This window comes from Clostridium sp. Marseille-P7770 (assembly GCF_902143525.1).
Classification (GTDB): Bacteria; Bacillota; Clostridia; order Lachnospirales; family Lachnospiraceae; genus Pilosibacter.
This window is the reverse complement of sequence record NZ_CABFVC010000003.1, coordinates 307,934-323,674: the sequence shown is the minus strand read 5'-3', so window position 1 is coordinate 323,674 and position 15,741 is coordinate 307,934. Positions and strand designations below refer to the sequence as shown.

At 50.3% G+C, this 15,741-nt stretch carries 13 protein-coding genes; 2 read left to right on the top strand and 11 right to left on the bottom strand.

All coding sequences use genetic code 11. The features are described from left to right. Window positions 1-104 precede the first annotated feature (104 nt). Together FN001_RS08625 and upp are read left to right on the top strand one after the other, a co-directional pair. Window positions 105-968 carry a DUF4163 domain-containing protein gene (locus tag FN001_RS08625; RefSeq protein ID WP_142411547.1) on the top strand — a complete coding sequence of 288 codons (864 nt, stop codon included), beginning with the start codon at window positions 105-107 and terminating at the stop codon, window positions 966-968. A gap of 131 nt (window positions 969-1,099) precedes the next feature. Beyond that, window positions 1,100-1,729 (top strand): uracil phosphoribosyltransferase, encoded by a 630-nt coding sequence (upp, locus tag FN001_RS08620; protein WP_117470249.1) that lies wholly within the window; start codon window positions 1,100-1,102, stop codon window positions 1,727-1,729. A gap of 275 nt (window positions 1,730-2,004) precedes the next feature. On the opposite strand, the gene FN001_RS08615 is transcribed toward upp, so the two are convergent. The 11 genes from FN001_RS08615 to FN001_RS08565 form a co-directional block, all read right to left on the bottom strand. Continuing rightward, window positions 2,005-2,682: an acyltransferase gene (locus FN001_RS08615; protein ID WP_118298165.1), complete on the bottom strand. Its 678-nt coding sequence runs from the start codon at window positions 2,680-2,682 to the stop codon at window positions 2,005-2,007. A gap of 94 nt (window positions 2,683-2,776) precedes the next feature. After that, window positions 2,777-4,831, bottom strand: coding sequence for a DNA topoisomerase (locus FN001_RS08610; protein ID WP_142411546.1), 2,055 nt, complete (start codon window positions 4,829-4,831; stop codon window positions 2,777-2,779). Between the two features lie 68 nt (window positions 4,832-4,899). Further along, entirely contained in the window at window positions 4,900-5,784 is an 885-nt protein-coding gene (locus FN001_RS08605) for a DMT family transporter (protein WP_118298192.1), read from the bottom strand. Between the two features lie 10 nt (window positions 5,785-5,794). Beyond that, window positions 5,795-6,844, bottom strand: a complete 1,050-nt coding sequence (locus FN001_RS08600; protein ID WP_142411545.1) for an aldose epimerase family protein — start codon at window positions 6,842-6,844, stop codon at window positions 5,795-5,797. A gap of 53 nt (window positions 6,845-6,897) precedes the next feature. After that, complete coding sequence (gene asd, locus FN001_RS08595) at window positions 6,898-7,983, bottom strand: aspartate-semialdehyde dehydrogenase (protein ID WP_142411544.1); 1,086 nt, start codon at window positions 7,981-7,983, stop codon at window positions 6,898-6,900. Between the two features lie 143 nt (window positions 7,984-8,126). Then, on the bottom strand, window positions 8,127-8,840 hold the full coding sequence (deoD, locus tag FN001_RS08590; protein ID WP_118298161.1) for a purine-nucleoside phosphorylase: 714 nt from the start codon (window positions 8,838-8,840) through the stop codon (window positions 8,127-8,129). Between the two features lie 44 nt (window positions 8,841-8,884). After that, entirely contained in the window at window positions 8,885-11,131 is a 2,247-nt protein-coding gene (locus tag FN001_RS08585; protein ID WP_142411543.1) for a DNA gyrase/topoisomerase IV subunit A, read from the bottom strand. Window positions 11,132-11,145: 14 nt separating this feature from the next. Beyond that, window positions 11,146-13,065 carry a DNA gyrase/topoisomerase IV subunit B gene (locus FN001_RS08580; protein ID WP_118298159.1) on the bottom strand — a complete coding sequence of 640 codons (1,920 nt, stop codon included), beginning with the start codon at window positions 13,063-13,065 and terminating at the stop codon, window positions 11,146-11,148. A gap of 319 nt (window positions 13,066-13,384) precedes the next feature. Beyond that, the gene (locus FN001_RS08575; protein WP_142411736.1) at window positions 13,385-13,969 is read right to left on the bottom strand and encodes a chromate transporter; all 585 of its coding nucleotides are present in this window, start codon (window positions 13,967-13,969) and stop codon (window positions 13,385-13,387) included. Next, the gene (locus FN001_RS08570) at window positions 13,969-14,511 is read right to left on the bottom strand and encodes a chromate transporter (RefSeq protein ID WP_142411542.1); all 543 of its coding nucleotides are present in this window, start codon (window positions 14,509-14,511) and stop codon (window positions 13,969-13,971) included. The genes FN001_RS08575 and FN001_RS08570 overlap by 1 nt, the downstream gene beginning before the upstream one ends. A gap of 146 nt (window positions 14,512-14,657) precedes the next feature. After that, window positions 14,658-15,617 carry a DUF4340 domain-containing protein gene (locus tag FN001_RS08565; RefSeq protein ID WP_185911879.1) on the bottom strand — a complete coding sequence of 320 codons (960 nt, stop codon included), beginning with the start codon at window positions 15,615-15,617 and terminating at the stop codon, window positions 14,658-14,660. Window positions 15,618-15,741 lie beyond the last annotated feature (124 nt).

The window sequence follows — 15,741 nt, the reverse complement described above, 5'->3', positions numbered from 1 at the left end:
TAATATAACTGTCTTAGAAAGATAAACCTGGTACCGGACAAGCTTTCTTCCATTCGCCTATTCCGGTGCCGCATTAAAATACGATAAAAGGAGCTGATCTTCTTATGAGAAAAAATCTTTATAAATTTGCCGCTTTAACAATGTTTGCCGCATTAGCCATCACCGCATGCAAAAAACACGAGGCTGTGGACATCTCTGGAATTCATACGTCCGCTGCGGAGACCATGGCGGAAACTACTTCCAATGAAACAAAGGCTGATCCGGCAGCAGACAATTCAAAAAGTGACTCCTCAAAAACTGATGCTTCAAAAGCCGGATCTTCTGAGGTCGAGACGCAAAAGGATTCCAACGCCTCCGACGCGTTAAGCGTGAAATCGAAGATCGCGACCGAAAAGACCGGAAAGGTCTCCATCGAATACCCGATCCTCTCCAATCTCCGTGATGCATCCATGACCCAGGCCGTCAATGAGCTTTTAAAGAAAGAGGCGACCTCGATCATCACTGCCTGGGAACTGGACACCGAAAAGGATGAGGTTTCCATCAACTGTGATCTGGTATCCCTCGATAAAAACAAGGCGGTATTTACATTCCACGGAATGGTAAACGTTGCAGAAACAGCCCATCCGTCAAATGTGCGCTATGCCGTCTCTGTGAACTTAAATACAGGATCACCGATCGGTCTGACTGCGTATGCAGATGCGGATTCCATCGCGGAATATCTTTCTTCCGATGACGTTGTGGTGGTAGAACCGGCGGATACAGCAGCTGAAGTAAAGGATTCCATCAAGTCCAGCGGAAAGGACCTCTGGCAGACTGTGTTTGCAGAATGTGATTTTACTTCCGTAAAGGACGGGACATTCCCGCAGGCGTTTTCCTACGAAAAAGACGGAGATATCTACCTGATCGTTCCGGTGAGCCATGCGGCGGGTGATTATGCCCTTGTAAAATATTCACCGGAAACAAAATAACAATAGATGATCTGAGAAACGATCCGGTTGATTTCTATCCTGCGTTTTGGTATGATAAAGGGAAGGAAAAAACATGATCTGCCAATCGGTCTATAGGCTTTGGCAGATCACAGAAAGGCTGGTATCTATTAATGGAAAATGTAACGTATATTGACCACCCGCTGGTTCAGCACAAGATCTCCATGTTAAGAAAGAAGACCACAGGAACAAATGAGTTCCGTACTCTTGTTGAGGAGATCGCAACTCTGATGGGATATGAGGCACTCCGCGATCTTCCGCTTGAGGACGTTGAGGTCGAGACTCCGATCGAGACCTGTATGACTCCGATGCTTGCCGGTAAGAAACTTGCGATCGTTCCGATCCTGCGCGCAGGTCTTGGAATGGTAAACGGTGTCCTTTCCCTCGTTCCGTCCGCAAAGATCGGTCATATCGGTCTCTACCGCGACGAGGAGACTCATGAGCCGCACGAATATTTCTGCAAACTCCCGAATCCGATCGAGCAGAGAACGATCGTTGTCACAGATCCGATGCTCGCGACCGGCGGTTCCGCAGTCGCTGCGATCGACTTTATCAAGCAGCACGGCGGAAAACACATCAAATTTATGTGCATCATCGCTGCTCCGGAAGGAGTAAAGAAGCTTCATGAGGCACATCCGGATGTGCAGATCTATGTCGGCCATCTCGACCGTGAATTAAACGAGAACGCGTACATCTGCCCGGGTCTTGGCGATGCCGGCGACCGTATCTTCGGAACAAAGTAATTGATCCGTGAATATCCGGAACATTCCGGTCTTTTCTCCTGAGAAGATCGCGAATGCCAGGCTTTAAACAGATAAAAGACAAAAACCACGATACCTGTTTTTTTGGCAGGCATCGTGGTTTTTCTTTTACCTTTTTTATTTACGCGAACAACGAGCCAAAGTCTGCGCTTGCGCATGACCTTGGCGACTGTTGCGATAACAAGGGGAAACTCGCGAAGCGTGTTTTCACTTGTTTGCCGGGACTTGTTCTTTTTATCTGTTTTCAGAGAAAACAGTTATTCCTGTACTTTCTTTGCGATCTCGCCCTGTTTTTTATAGATAGAGTTCTCATCCACACATCCGCGGACGCTGGACAGCGGGTAGATATTGCAGTTTCTGCCGATCACAGTGCCGGGATTCAGGACGGATCCGCATCCAACTTCCACGCAATCGCCGAGCATGGCGCCGAATTTCTTGATCCCGGTCTCGATATCGCCGTCCTCCGCATGGACTTTGACAAGCAGTTTATCGGACTTTACGTTTGAAGTGATGGAACCGGCTCCCATGTGGGCGCGGTATCCGAGGATCGAATCCCCGACATAGTTATAGTGAGGAACCTGCACCTTATCGAACAGGATCACATTTTTGAGTTCTGTGGAGTTTCCGACAACAGCGCCCTCTCCGACCAACGCATTTCCGCGAAGGAATGCACAGTGGCGAACTTCCGTGTCCTTTCCGATGATGATATTCTCACCGAGATATGCGCTCGGCATCACCTTTGCAGACTTGTGGACCCAGACGGTCTCTCCGCGCTTTTCATATTCATCCTCCGGGAGTGTCTTTCCAAGCTCAAGGATGAACTCTTTGATATGGGCCAGTGCCTCCCACGGATAGGTGAACTGGCGAAGAAAGTCTGCAGCCTGGGTGTGGGAAAGATCATAGAGATCCACGATTTTTGTTTCTTCTTTTTTCATATCATTCTCCAATCTGCCGTCTGATCAGACGACGCAAGCGACCGTACCCGGCGCGAGAATGTGCCAAAGCACATTTTTTACAGGCATGTTCCTGCTACTTTTTATAAAATTGTGCCGCAGCGTCAAAGTAAGGGCGCAGCATATAGGCATTGTTCGTCTGTTTGACGCCGTTTGTCCGGAGTGTCACAAAGCGCTCCAGTTTTTCCATGTATTCATCCGGCGTGATCGTTCCCTCCGCCACATACGTCAGGCCTTTTTCCCAGCTCGCCGTGAGTTCCGGATTTAAGAGCTGCCTCATGGATGCCTGACAGACATCAAAGACGATCTCTCCGAGGAGTGTCGGCGTGATGACCTGGGTCTTCTTTGCCAACGCCAGATATTTGATGTTGAACAGCTTTTTCAGGATCTCCGCGCGGGTGGCGCTTGTTCCGATCCCGCTTCCCTTGATCTGGGCGCGCAGATCTTCATCCTCGATGAGCTGACCTGCGTTTTCCATTGCAAGGATCATGGAACCGGACGTATAGCGCTTTGGCGGGGAAGTCTCGCCTTCTTTTATCTCAAGCTTTAGGAGCTTTAATTTCTGTCCCTTTTTCAACCCGGAGAGCATGGCAAGAAGATCCTTTGCTTTTTCATCATGACCCGGATCCAGCTCCTCCGCCTGGGAATCCTGGGACGCACCGGAATTTTCCGCTTTGCTGTTACCGCTGCTTTCCGCCTTCTTTTTTGCCGGGACATTCGCAACTTCCAGATATCCCGCTTCCGCGAGGACCTTATAGGCTGCAAAGAACTGTTCCCCCTGTTTTTCGATCCGCAGGGAAAACTTCTGGTAGACGGCCGGCGGATAAAAAATGCTCAAAAACCGGCGTCCGATCAGCTCATACACCTTTGCAGCCAGCGGATTCAGGCTTCGCAGCGCTCCGAATCCCTGACCGGTCGGGATGATCGCATAGTGGTCAGTGATCTGTTTATCATTCACATATTTTGTCTTCGCGATCTGCTTCCATGTTCCGCTGTCAAGTGCCTTCGCGGCAAAATCCGCGAGAGGAGCAAAATTCCGGAGACCGCCGATATTTTTATAGATCTCCTTCGATACTGCGGTGGAGAGGACTCGTGCATCGGTTCTCGGGTATGTCACCAGCTTTTTCTCGTAGAGTTCCTGAATGATCTTTAGAGTCTCATCCGGACTGATCTTGAACATTTTCGAACAATCGTTCTGGATCTCGGCGAGATTGTATAAGAGCGGCGGATTTTTCGTCTCTTTTTTCCGGTCCAAAGCGAGAAGTGTTCCCTCCATCGGATCGGCACTCAGGAACCGGATCAGCTCTTCCGCCGTCTTTTTCTCCTTAAATCCATTCTCCTTGTAGAGCGCCGGTGTTCCAAAATACCGGGAACCTTCCACGGCTCTCCACTCTGCCTCGATGACTGCTGTCTCGTGATCCGGGACATCGAAGGAGCCGATGACGCGGTAGAACGGAGTCTTTACGAATTCACGGATTTCCCGTTCCCTGCGGACGACCATGCCGAGAACGCAGGTCATCACGCGTCCCACAGAGAGCACCGCCCGCTTTTCCCGGAGATAGGACGCCACGGACGGACCGTATTTCAGGGTGAGCACCCTGGAAAAATTGATGCCCATGAGGTAATCCTCTTTTGCCCTGAGATATGCGGACGCTGCGAGATTGTCATACTCTGCGAGGTCCTTTGCCTCTCTCACTCCGCGCAGGATCTCCTCCTCCGTCTGGGAGTCGATCCAGACACGGCGGCGGTTTTTTCCTTTTACGCCTGCCATCTGCTCCACCAGGCGGTAGATATATTCTCCCTCACGCCCGGAGTCAGTGCAGACATAGATCGTGTCCACGTCCGCCCGGTTTAAGAGCCCGCTCACGATCGTAAATTGTTTCTTCACATCGTCGATCACCTGGTATTTGAATGTTTTCGGAAGAAACGGCAGAGTTTCCATGCTCCAGCGTTTCAGGGCCGGATCATACGCATCCGGGTAACTCATGGTCACCAGATGTCCGACACACCAGGTCACGATCGCCTGATCGGACTCGATATATCCGTCTCCTTTTCTCCCGGAAACCTTTAAGGCCTTCGCAAATTCCTGGGCAACGCTCGGTTTTTCGGCGATAAATAATGCTTTTCCCATGAAACCTCTTTCCTAGTTATCTTATTCTCTCCCACCCCGGACCGCAATTCTTCGGGATGAAAGGATCGTTATTTTTTCTTCTGCGGAAGCTCCGACAGGATCAGTGCCGCAAACATCAGGGCGCATCCGACTAACATCTTTCCGGTCAGCACATCCTTTAAGAAGATCACAGAAAACAGTGTCCCAAACACAGATTCCAGGGAAAGAAGGATCGCCGATGTGGAGGCGCTTAAATATTTCTGACCGATATTCTGTAAGAGATACGATACGGTCGTCGAGAAAACTGCAAGGTACAGCAGGCCTACGATCAGAGACTGATTCGCCAGGACCGCGAAATCAAAGGATCCGTCGAGAAACGGCGCGCAGATCCAGTTGATGATGGCAGCCGCAAGGATCTGGATCACGGTCAGTGCGATCGGATCATGGTGCTCCGTGAATTTGTCGATAAATACCATATGGACTGCGAACATCAGACCGCACACCAGTGTCAGAAAATCTCCGAAATTGATCGTGAGGTCGCCCTGCAGAGATAAAAGTGCGAGACCGATGACTGCGATAAACGCTGCAGCGATATTTCGCCCTGTCGGTCTCTTTTTGCTGACGATCCAGTAGAGAAACGGTACAATGATCACATACAAGGTCGTGATAAAGGCGTTTTTGCTGGCCGTCGTGTATTTCAGACCGTAAGTCTGGAACTGGTAGGACAGGCAGAGAAATATTCCCAGAATCGCGCCGCAGAGGATCGTCTGGCGGTCCGCTGCGAACAGATTTTTATGAAATAATAGGGCAAGCAGGACCGCAGACATGGAAAAACGGATCGCCAGAAGATACGTCGGCGGGATCAGATCCACGGAATTCTTCATCACAACGAAGGCAAAACCCCAGATCATGGTCGTCAGGATCAGCCCCAGTGATGCCAGAATCCTGACGCTGCGTTCATTTAAATTTTTCATTTTTGGTCCTTTACTCATGAATATAGAAATGGTATCCTGTCACGGATTTCCACTCTTTTCCAGCTTTTACGATCGGTGACGGGAAATGAGGCTTGTTGACTGCATCCGGGAAGTTCTGGGTCTCAAAGCAGAAAGCAGTTCTCGCATGGTAGAAAGCACCTGATTTTCCGTTCCCCTGCTCCAGCCAGTTTGCCGTATAGAACTGGACCCCCGGCTGATCCGTATAGACATCCATGGCTCTTCCGCTTTCCTCGGAGAAGATCTGCGCGGAAAGACCCAAATCACCGCGAACGTGGGAAAGACACCAGTTATGATCATAGCCATGTCCCTGAACGAGCTGGTCGAAATCTTCATCGATCCGCTCTCCGATCACATGAAAGTCCGTAAAGTCCATCGGAGTTCCCTTTACCGGAAGAATCTCACCGGTCGGGATCGACGTCTCATCGGACGGAGTATAAAAATCGGCAAGGATCCGCGCCTGGTGCTCCAGGACAGAACCGCCATTGTTTCCAAGAAGGTTAAAGTATCCGTGATTTGTCAGGTTCACAGGCGTATCCGCATCGGAAAGAACGCGGTAAGTCAGTGTCAGCATATCCTCGTCAGTCAGCGTGTAGGTGACGGATACGATGGCGTTTCCCGGATAGCCCTGATCCCCGTCCGGACTTAAGAGTGTAAAAGTGACGCTGTTTTCCGACTCTTCCTTCGCATTCCAGAGTCTTGCGTCGTAGTAATCAAGACCGCTGTGAAGATTATTCGGACCGTTATTGATCGCCAGTGTGTATTCGGTCCCGTTTAGGGAAAATCTTCCTTTTCCGGTGCGGTTTGCGATACGACCGACGACGGAACCGAAGTGCGGACCGTTCTTTAAATAACCGGCAGCATCGTCAAACCCCAGCATCACATCGTCCATAACCCCGTTTTTGTCCGGAACGATCATGCGGACCCAGACAGCCCCCAGATCTGTGACGGATGCCATCAGCCCGTTTTTATTTTTGATCGTGTAGAGGCTTACTTCTCTTCCATCCGGCATCTCACCAAAATGCTCTTTTGTTACTGACATGATAATACCTCCTCTGCGTAAAAAGAGCCCGCGATAAAGCGGGCCCCTTGTTTTTATTTTACTGTGATATATCCCTGCTTTGTGAGAAGCTCTGCGCAGAGGACTGCTCCGCCTGCAGCGCCGCGGACTGTATTGTGGGACAGACCGATGAATTTCCAGTCGTAGACGGTATCTTCTCTTAAACGTCCGATGGATACGCCCATTCCGTTCTCGAAATCGACATCCAGCTTAACCTGCGGACGATTGTCCTCTTCCATGTACTGGATGAACTGCTTCGGTGCGCTCGGAAGCTCTAACTCCTGCGGAAGTCCCTTGAAGTTTACGAGTTTTTCGATGAGCTGTTCTTTGGATGCTTTCTTTCTGAACTTTACAAATACAGCAGCTGTATGACCGTTTAATACCGGCACACGGACGCACTGGCATGTGATCACCGGCTCTTTTGCCTTTACGATCACGCCGCCCTCTAAGTGGCCCCAGATCCTGAGCGGCTCCTGCTCGCTCTTCTCTTCCTCGCCGCCGATGTACGGGATCACGTTCTCGACCATCTCAGGCCAGTCCTTGAAGGTCTTTCCTGCTCCGGAGATCGCCTGGTATGTAGTAGCGACTACTTCATACGGCTCAAACTCTCTCCATGCACTGAGGGCCGGAGTGTAGCTCTGGATCGAGCAATTCGGCTTTACTGCGATGAATCCGCGTGTTGTGCCGAGTCTCTGCTTCTGGAATTTGATCACGTCAAAGTGCTCCGGGTTGATCTCCGGGATCACCATCGGAACATCCGGTGTCCAGCGGTGAGCGCTGTTGTTGGATACAACCGGTGTCTCTGTCTTTGCGTAAGCTTCCTCGATCGCACGGATCTCTTCTTTTGTCATATCAACGGCGCTGAATACGAAATCAACGGTCCTTGATACGGCATCAACGTCGTTTACATTCATAACGACTAAATTTTTTACTTTTTCCGGCATCGGAGTCGTCATTTTCCAACGGCCTCCAACAGCCTCCTCATATGTCTTTCCTGCAGAACGCGGGCTGGCAGCCACGGTCGTCACTTCAAACCATGGGTGGTTTTCAAGGAGAGAGATAAATCTCTGTCCTACCATACCTGTTGCTCCAAGGATACCAACTCTAAGTTTCTTTTCCATCACACATATCTCCTCATCTTTGCCTGACAGTCATCTTCAGTTGACGGCTTGCCATTCTTCCACCCGTCACGGACATATGTCTCCATGTACGCAACATTCGTGTTGATGTCTATCCTAACTCAAAATGACAAAAAATGCAAGCATTAAATGACCTCAAGCGCTACGCGGATCATATCTGCAAAGGAAGTCTCGCGTTCCTCGGCGGTCGTCTTCTCTCCTGTCACCATGGAATCGGATACGGTCATGATGGAGAGTGCCCGCGCTTTTCCGAGGGCAGCGTTCGCGTAGAGAGCAGCTGTCTCCATCTCCACTGCGAGAACTCCCATATCGGCGAACTGGAGTCCGTCATGCTTTTTCTTTTCCGGCTCATAGAAAAGATCCGATGTGAGGACATTTCCTACATGGTAAGGAAGATTTTCCTGCTCCGCATTGAAGACTGCCTTGATCAGAAGACCAAAGTCTGCGATCGGAGCGAAGTCTCCCGGAAGTCCGAATTCCTTCACATAGTTTGTCTGTGTGCACGCGCCCATGGCGAATACGAGATCACGGATATGAACATCTTCGGAGATCGCTCCTGTCGTGCCTACACGGATCAGTTTCTTTACTCCGTATCCCTCGATGAGCTCGTGGGTGTAAATTCCGATCGACGGGCATCCCATTCCCGTTCCCATGACGGAAACAGGTTTATCACGGTAAAATCCGGTATAACCGAACATATTTCTTGTGGCATTAAACTGTCTTGCTCCTGCAAGGAAATTCTCAGCGATAAATTTTGCACGGAGCGGATCGCCCGGAAGTAAGATGGAAGGTGCGATCTCGCCTTCTTTTGCTGCGATATGAGGTGTTGGTACGTTCATGGTAGTTCCTCCTTTTTTATCGAATGCTATTCCTATATATTATATTATAACCGAACTTTCGTCCCTTTTCCATCCCTCTTTGCGGCTTTTAACCGTCCGAGGGCAACTTCTTTTCCTTTATAGTGAGCAGTTCCGTCGACATCCGGCAGATAGACATGTTCCAGCGTATCTTCCTTTTCAAGACGGATCCCGCGAACGCCGCGGCTGTTCTTTTTAAGTTCCGGGATCTCCGCGAGCGGGAATTTTAAGAACATTCCATCCACAGTCTGGAGAACCACATCTCGCTCCCCGTCGACTTCCGTGCCGATTTCCCGGATCTCCACAAGTTTATCATCTTCGGCGAGCTTCGTTGCGACAACGGTCTTGTTTGCCGTCATAAATTCCTCACCGGGAACGATCTTTACTGATGCCTGGGATGTCGCGAACAGGAACTTTTTCCCTGCAAGGCCGGAAGCCGGAAGCATAAAGAGAAGTGTCTCCGTCTTGCCGTCAAATTTGCTGACATTCTCGATCGGGATTCCCTTATCCTTCATTTTGAGCGCAGGGAACTCGGCGACTTTCACCTGATACATGGTTCCGGTATCAGAGAACATGCAGAGTTTATCATCTGTCATCACCGGGAGGACGCGGACATTCTCGCTGTCCACCGTTTCCTGGTTTCTCTCATAGATGGAGCGGTCCATCGTCTTGCAGTAGCCGAAGCGATCCATAACGAAGATCACTTCCTTCGCTGCTTCCTTCGCCTCCACATAGACCATCTCCTCGCCGTCCTCGATGAGTGTTCTTCTCGGCTCTGCGAACTCTGCCTTGATCGCATCGAGATCTTCCTTGATGACAACGTCCATGTTTTTCTGGTTGGAGAGGATATGCTGATATTCCCGGATCTTCCGCAGGGTCTCTTTATACGCTTTCTGGAGTGCAAGGATCTCGAGGCCGATCAGCTTATAGAGGCGCATCTCGAGGATCGCTGTCGCCTGGCGCTCGGTAAAGTGAAGATTCTTTGCATCCTCCTCAAAGCCCGGCACACGGAATCTGATCTTTTCGGTATTTCCCGTCATCAGGCATTCCTTCGCGTCCTTCATGTTCTTTGAGCCGCGGAGTACGGCGATGATCAGGTCGATCACGTCGCAGGCCTCGATGAGACCTTCCTGAACCTCTTTCTTCTCCAGTTCCTTTTCGAGGAGCACATTGTACTTCTTCGTCATATTCCGGTACTGGAATTCCAGGAACGTATTTAAGATCTGTTTGAGGTTCATTGTCTCCGGGCGTCCCTCATCGATCGCCAGCATATTGACGCCGTAAGTGTCCTCCAGCTTCGTCTTCTTGTAGAGGATCGCCTTGATCTTATTGACATCGGCGTCCTTCTTGAGCTCCAGGACGATTCGGATGCCCTCTTTGTTTGACTGGTTCGAGATGTCCACCACATCGGTGAGTTTTCTCGTCTCCACGAGATCGGCGATATCGACGAGCAGTTTGTTGATCCCGGCGCCGATCATCGTGTATGGGATCTCTGTGATCACGAGCTTGTCGCGGTCCGCTTTTCTTCTTCCGAGCTCCACCTCGATCTTTCCGCGGAGCTTGATCTTTCCGGTCCCGGTTTCATAGATCTGTAAAAGATCGCTCTTGTTCGCGATAATACCGCCGGTCGGGAAATCCGGTCCCGGCATATATTCCATCAGTTCTTCCACGGTGAGAAGGCGGTTGTCGATATACGCCTTCACCGCATCGATCACTTCGCCCAGATTGTGGGTCGGGATGCTGGTGCTCATTCCGACTGCGATTCCCTCCGCGCCGTTTACGAGAAGGTTCGGCACGCGGACCGGAAGGACTTCCGGCTCTTTTTCCGTCTCATCGTAGTTCGCGACGAAATCCACGGTCTTATCAAGATCTTTTAAATAAACTTCTTCCGCGAATTTCTTTAAGCGCGCCTCAGTGTATCGCATGGCCGCAGCGCCGTCACCTTCGATCGAGCCGAAGTTTCCGTGACCATCCACCAGAGCCATTCCTTTTTTGAAATCCTGGGATAATACGACTAACGTCTCATAGATCGAGCTGTCGCCGTGCGGATGATATTTACCCATCGTATCGCCGACGATACGGGCCGATTTCCGGTGCGGCTTGTCGTGGTCCAGATGGAGCTCGCTCATATCATAGAGAACTCGGCGCTGTACCGGCTTTAAACCGTCCCTGGCATCCGGGATCGCCCGGGAGGTGATGACGCTCATGGAGTAGTCCAGATAGCTCTTCTGCATCTCCTCCGAATATTCAGTTCGCAATATTTTTTCAGACATGGTAACTTCTCCTTTTATGCGTCGATCTCCGCCTCATCGGCATGATCATAGATAAATTTCTTTCTCGGCGGGACATCGCTTCCCATCAGAAGCTCCGTCACCTCACTCGCCATACGGGCATCTTCGATCTCCACCCGCTTTAAGACACGGTTTTCCGGGTTTAAAGTCGTCTCCCAGAGCTGGTCCGCGTCCATCTCACCGAGACCTTTGTAGCGTTGAAGCGTAAAGTCCCCGGAATGGCTCCTTCTGTACTCTTCTAACGCCTTGTCATCGTACAGATAGCGCTCTTCCCCGCGCTTCGGAACGACCTTGTAGAGCGGCGGCATCGCGATATAAACGTGACCGTCGTAGATCAGCTCCGGCATAAAGCGGTAGAGGAACGTCAGGAGCAGGGTGTCGATATGGCTTCCGTCCACATCGGCATCGGTCATCAGGACGATCTTATCATATTTCAGTTTTGTGATATCAAAGTCATTTCCATAACCTTCAGAAAATCCGCAGCCGAACGCGTTGATCATCGTCTTGATCTCGGCGTTTGCCAGAACCTTGTCCATCGATGCCTTTTCCACGTTTAAGATCTTTCCGCGGATCGGCAGGATCGCCTGAAACTGACGGTTTCTTCCCATCTTTGCGGAACCGCCGGCGGAATCTCCCTCGACGATGAAGATCTCACATTTCGACGGATCACGGCTCTCGCAGTTTGCAAGTTTTCCGTTGCTGTCGAAGGAGAACTTTGACTTGGATAGCATGTTTGTCTTTGCTTTCTCCTCCGCTTTCCGGATCTTCGCGGATTTTTCCGCGCAGGCGATGATCGCTTTTAAGGTGTCAAGGTTACGGTCAAAGAAGCGCTCCAGCTCCTCCCCTGTCATCGTGAACACGGCCTTTGTCGCATCGGCACTGGCAAGTTTTGTCTTTGTCTGTCCCTCAAAGATCGGATCCGGGTGTTTTACGGCGACAACGGCCGTCATGCCGTTTCTCGTGTCAGCACCGGTAAAGTTGCTGTCTTTCTCCTTTAAGATGCCGAGTTCCCTCGCGTAGGAGTTGATCAGCTGGGTAAATTTCGTCTTAAAGCCCACCAGGTGGGATCCGCCCTCCTGGGTAAAGATGTTGTTGCAGAATCCGAGGATATTCTCCTCAAAGGCGTCCACAAACTGGAATGCGACTTCCACCTCGATCTGGTCCACACTGCCCTTAAAATATACCGGCTCATGGATCGGTTCTTTTCCGTTGTTCAGCTCACGGACATAAGCGACGATCCCGTCAGGCTCGTGGTAAGTTACGCTTTCCTCTTCGCCCGCACGTTTATTTACATAGTGAAGGATCAGCTTCGGGTTTAAGTATGCAGATTCATGAAGGCGGCTCTTCAGCCACTCCGCCTTGAATTTTGTCTTCTCAAAGATCGTTGGATCCGGCAGGAAGTTGATCTCCGTTCCCGTTTCCTTCGATTTTCCGATCACCGGAAGAAGGCCGTCCTTCAGCTCAACGACCGGATGCCCTTTCTCATATTCATCATAATATACTTTTCCATCTCTGGAAATTTTGACCTTCATCCGTTCCGACAGAGCGTTTACAACGGAAGAACCGACGCCGTGAAGTCCGCCGCTGGTTTTATAGGAATTATTGTCGAATTTTCCGCCCGCGTGAAGAGTTGAGAGGACCACGCGCTCTGCGGAGACGCCTTTTTTGTGCATCTCCACCGGGATCCCGCGGCCGTTGTCTTTTACGGTACAGGACCCGTCCGCTTCCAGCGTTACCGTGATCTCTGTACAGAATCCGGCCAGGTGCTCGTCCACCGCGTTGTCGACGATTTCGTATATCAAATGGTTTAAGCCCTTTGTTCCAACGCCTCCGATGTACATTCCGGGACGTTTGCGGACTGCCTCCAGTCCTTCCAGTACGGTGATACTGTCAGCATTATACTGTGCTTTCGCCATGTAAAGACCTCCAATTATAAGTCATAAACTGCGGCAGAGAGCATTTCCCCGCCGCAGTTTCATTTTTATTTTCGTGGCCGCTGCATAATGCTCCGGCCATGTTTCGTAGTCAGCTTTTCTTATTATACACTTAAAACTTCCAGAATTGCAAGTGTTTTCTATCGAACATATATTCGGGAAGCAGGTAAAAACACGTTTCGCGGGTTTCCCCTTGTTATCGCGACAGTCGTCAGGGTCTCGCGCAAGCGAGGACTTTGGCTCGCTGTTCGCGTAAACAAAAAACCTGCGGAAGATCTCCCACAGGCTGATGTACTGAAATTTATACTCCACCGAACCGGAGTACGATCCCGATCACAGCGGAAGCCGCGATGAACGCTACCGGGTGAAGTCCTTTTGTTTTTTTGCAGATCGCGGTGAAATAATAGAGCACCACGAGAAGGACGATGCTGCGGATACTGATCAGGTCTGTGATCTTTCCGCTCGCCGCGAAGGCGTCCTTGTGAAGGAGAACCAGGGAAAGGACGGAAAGTCCTGCCGCCGCGATCAGGCCTGTGGAGGCCGGGCGGAGACCGTAAAAGGCGTTCTGGACATATTTGTTTGTCTTAAATGCCTTTAAGAAGCCGGCAATGATCAGGATCACGATGATCGACGGTGTGATCAGACCGAGTGTGGCAATGACTGCGCCGACCGGTCCGGCCGTTGTAAAGCCGACATAGGTTGCCATGTTGACGCCCATCGGTCCCGGTGTGGACTCGGAGATCGCCACCATATCGGCAAGCTGTCCGTAAGTGAACCATCCGGTCTTGTCGGAGATATTATAGAGGAACGGCAGTGTCGCCATTCCGCCGCCGACCGCAAAGAGTCCGGCTTTGAAAAATTCGAAGAATAATCGGATCAAGATCATCATTTGGAAGCCACCTCCTTATTCTTCAGGATAATTCCGGCAGCCGCCGCAAAAATTACAAATACGATCGGGGAGAGATCTGTCAGCGCGGAGCCGAGGATCACGAGCACGCAGATCACAAGTGTCGGCTTATCGACAACCGCCTTTTTCCAGAGCTTTACGACCGCATTGAAGATCAGGACGCAGACACAGACACGGATCCCCGCGAAAGCGTTCTGGACGATTGCAAGGTGTGCGAAGTTCTGGATAAACGCTGCGATGACCGTGATGATGATCAGGGACGGGAATACAACTCCCAGGGTTGCAACAATACCGCCGATCGGACCTGCGAGTCCCTGACCGACGAAAGTCGCTGTATTTACCGCGATAACGCCCGGAGTACACTGTCCGATCGCGTAATAGTCCATAAGTTCTTCTTCCGTTGCCCATTTTCTTTTCTCAACGACTTCTCTCTGGAGGATCGGAAGCATCGCATATCCGCCGCCAAAGGTAAGACCGCCGATTCTGGCAAACGTAAGGAAGAGATCGAGTAATTGATTCATGTTTTTCTCTCCTTTACTTTCAAAGTTATGTATTATAATAGCTCAAACAAGAAAAAAAGGCAAGGAAAAGGTAGCTTCTCTCTCCTTTTCCTTGCCTTCTGACCTGAAAAATTTTCAGAAACTTTGCAAAACAAGTCTCTTCCGCATTACTGAAGATCTTTTTCCGGGATCATTCCGTTTAAAAGATTCAAAACGACATTATTGTCGACCACCATGATCATGTTGGAACCGTCAAGCTGGATATAACGGTATGTCTGATCCGGATTTGCATAGGTTCCGACATAGACTGTGAGAGATTTCTTCTCTCCGTTTACCGTAAGCTCTGCCTGGAAGGTGTTGCGCGTATCCGTCGTCAGGTCTGCATTTGTAAGTTCCTGACTCAGGATATGATAGCTCGCATAATCAAATGCCTTGAGGTTGTTGACCCCGTCTGCGATCTTCGTCATCGCTTCCGTATCGGAGCTGCTGATGGTCGTTGTCTTTCCATCCATTGTGATGGAGACACTCTGAATATCCGATGGGGAGATCTGAAGATCAAGACCGTCACGGACAACAAGTGTAGAGTAATCGAATACCAGGGAGTCCACGGTGGCAGCCTTTATCGTGTAGATCTTCTTTTCATCGGAAAGGTAATAATTGCCATCGGCGTCCTGATTTCCGATATCCATGGTGATTGCTCCTTTTTCTCCATCTGTGATCGTAACCGTATATGCCGGTTCGCTCAGCCCGTAAGAAGAAAGATCACTGCCGTCTGCATCCGCGATCTCGGAAACTGCGTGGAGATTTAAGAAGTTCCGGGCCATCGCATCAAATTTATCCTGATTGATCGGGATCGCGGAATCCATGGCATCCAGCCATACTCCGTCCTTCTTTTTAAAGATCATGTCGGTGTCCGCACTGGAATAATCGAAGTCGATCGGTGCATTTAAGGAATATACCTCGATATCAGCGCCGGAAAAGTCAGGTTCCACGGTCTCATCACGGATCTCAGCGATTTCCACCTTTGGAGAGCCGGATTCTTTTGTGCCGGAAGAAGAACAGCCGGTAATGCTTGCAGAAAGTGCTGCAGTCAGGAGCAGTGCTCCTAATAATACATGTTTTTTCATATTTTGTAATCCTCTCATCGTTAATTGTTGGCAAAGCTTTATTTGTGCCAACTATAGCACACCACTGTGTACTTTTTGTGAATTTGCCATACCTTTTCTTTCCAAAGCGGCAATATCCCTGATC

Excerpts from the sequence above, each read along its gene's own strand:
- FN001_RS08625 (WP_142411547.1), top strand. The coding sequence starts at position 105 with ATGAGAAAAAATCTTTATAAATTTGCCGCTTTAACAATGTTTGCCGCA.
- upp (WP_117470249.1), top strand. The coding sequence starts at position 1,100 with ATGGAAAATGTAACGTATATTGACCACCCGCTGGTTCAGCACAAGATC.
- FN001_RS08615 (WP_118298165.1), bottom strand. The coding sequence starts at position 2,682 with ATGAAAAAAGAAGAAACAAAAATCGTGGATCTCTATGATCTTTCCCAC.
- FN001_RS08610 (WP_142411546.1), bottom strand. The coding sequence starts at position 4,831 with ATGGGAAAAGCATTATTTATCGCCGAAAAACCGAGCGTTGCCCAGGAA.
- FN001_RS08605 (WP_118298192.1), bottom strand. The coding sequence starts at position 5,784 with ATGAAAAATTTAAATGAACGCAGCGTCAGGATTCTGGCATCACTGGGG.
- FN001_RS08600 (WP_142411545.1), bottom strand. The coding sequence starts at position 6,844 with ATGTCAGTAACAAAAGAGCATTTTGGTGAGATGCCGGATGGAAGAGAA.
- asd (WP_142411544.1), bottom strand. The coding sequence starts at position 7,983 with ATGGAAAAGAAACTTAGAGTTGGTATCCTTGGAGCAACAGGTATGGTA.
- deoD (WP_118298161.1), bottom strand. The coding sequence starts at position 8,840 with ATGAACGTACCAACACCTCATATCGCAGCAAAAGAAGGCGAGATCGCA.
- FN001_RS08585 (WP_142411543.1), bottom strand. The coding sequence starts at position 11,131 with ATGTCTGAAAAAATATTGCGAACTGAATATTCGGAGGAGATGCAGAAG.
- FN001_RS08580 (WP_118298159.1), bottom strand. The coding sequence starts at position 13,065 with ATGGCGAAAGCACAGTATAATGCTGACAGTATCACCGTACTGGAAGGA.
- FN001_RS08575 (WP_142411736.1), bottom strand. The coding sequence starts at position 13,969 with ATGATCTTGATCCGATTATTCTTCGAATTTTTCAAAGCCGGACTCTTT.
- FN001_RS08570 (WP_142411542.1), bottom strand. The coding sequence starts at position 14,511 with ATGAATCAATTACTCGATCTCTTCCTTACGTTTGCCAGAATCGGCGGT.
- FN001_RS08565 (WP_185911879.1), bottom strand. The coding sequence starts at position 15,617 with ATGAAAAAACATGTATTATTAGGAGCACTGCTCCTGACTGCAGCACTT.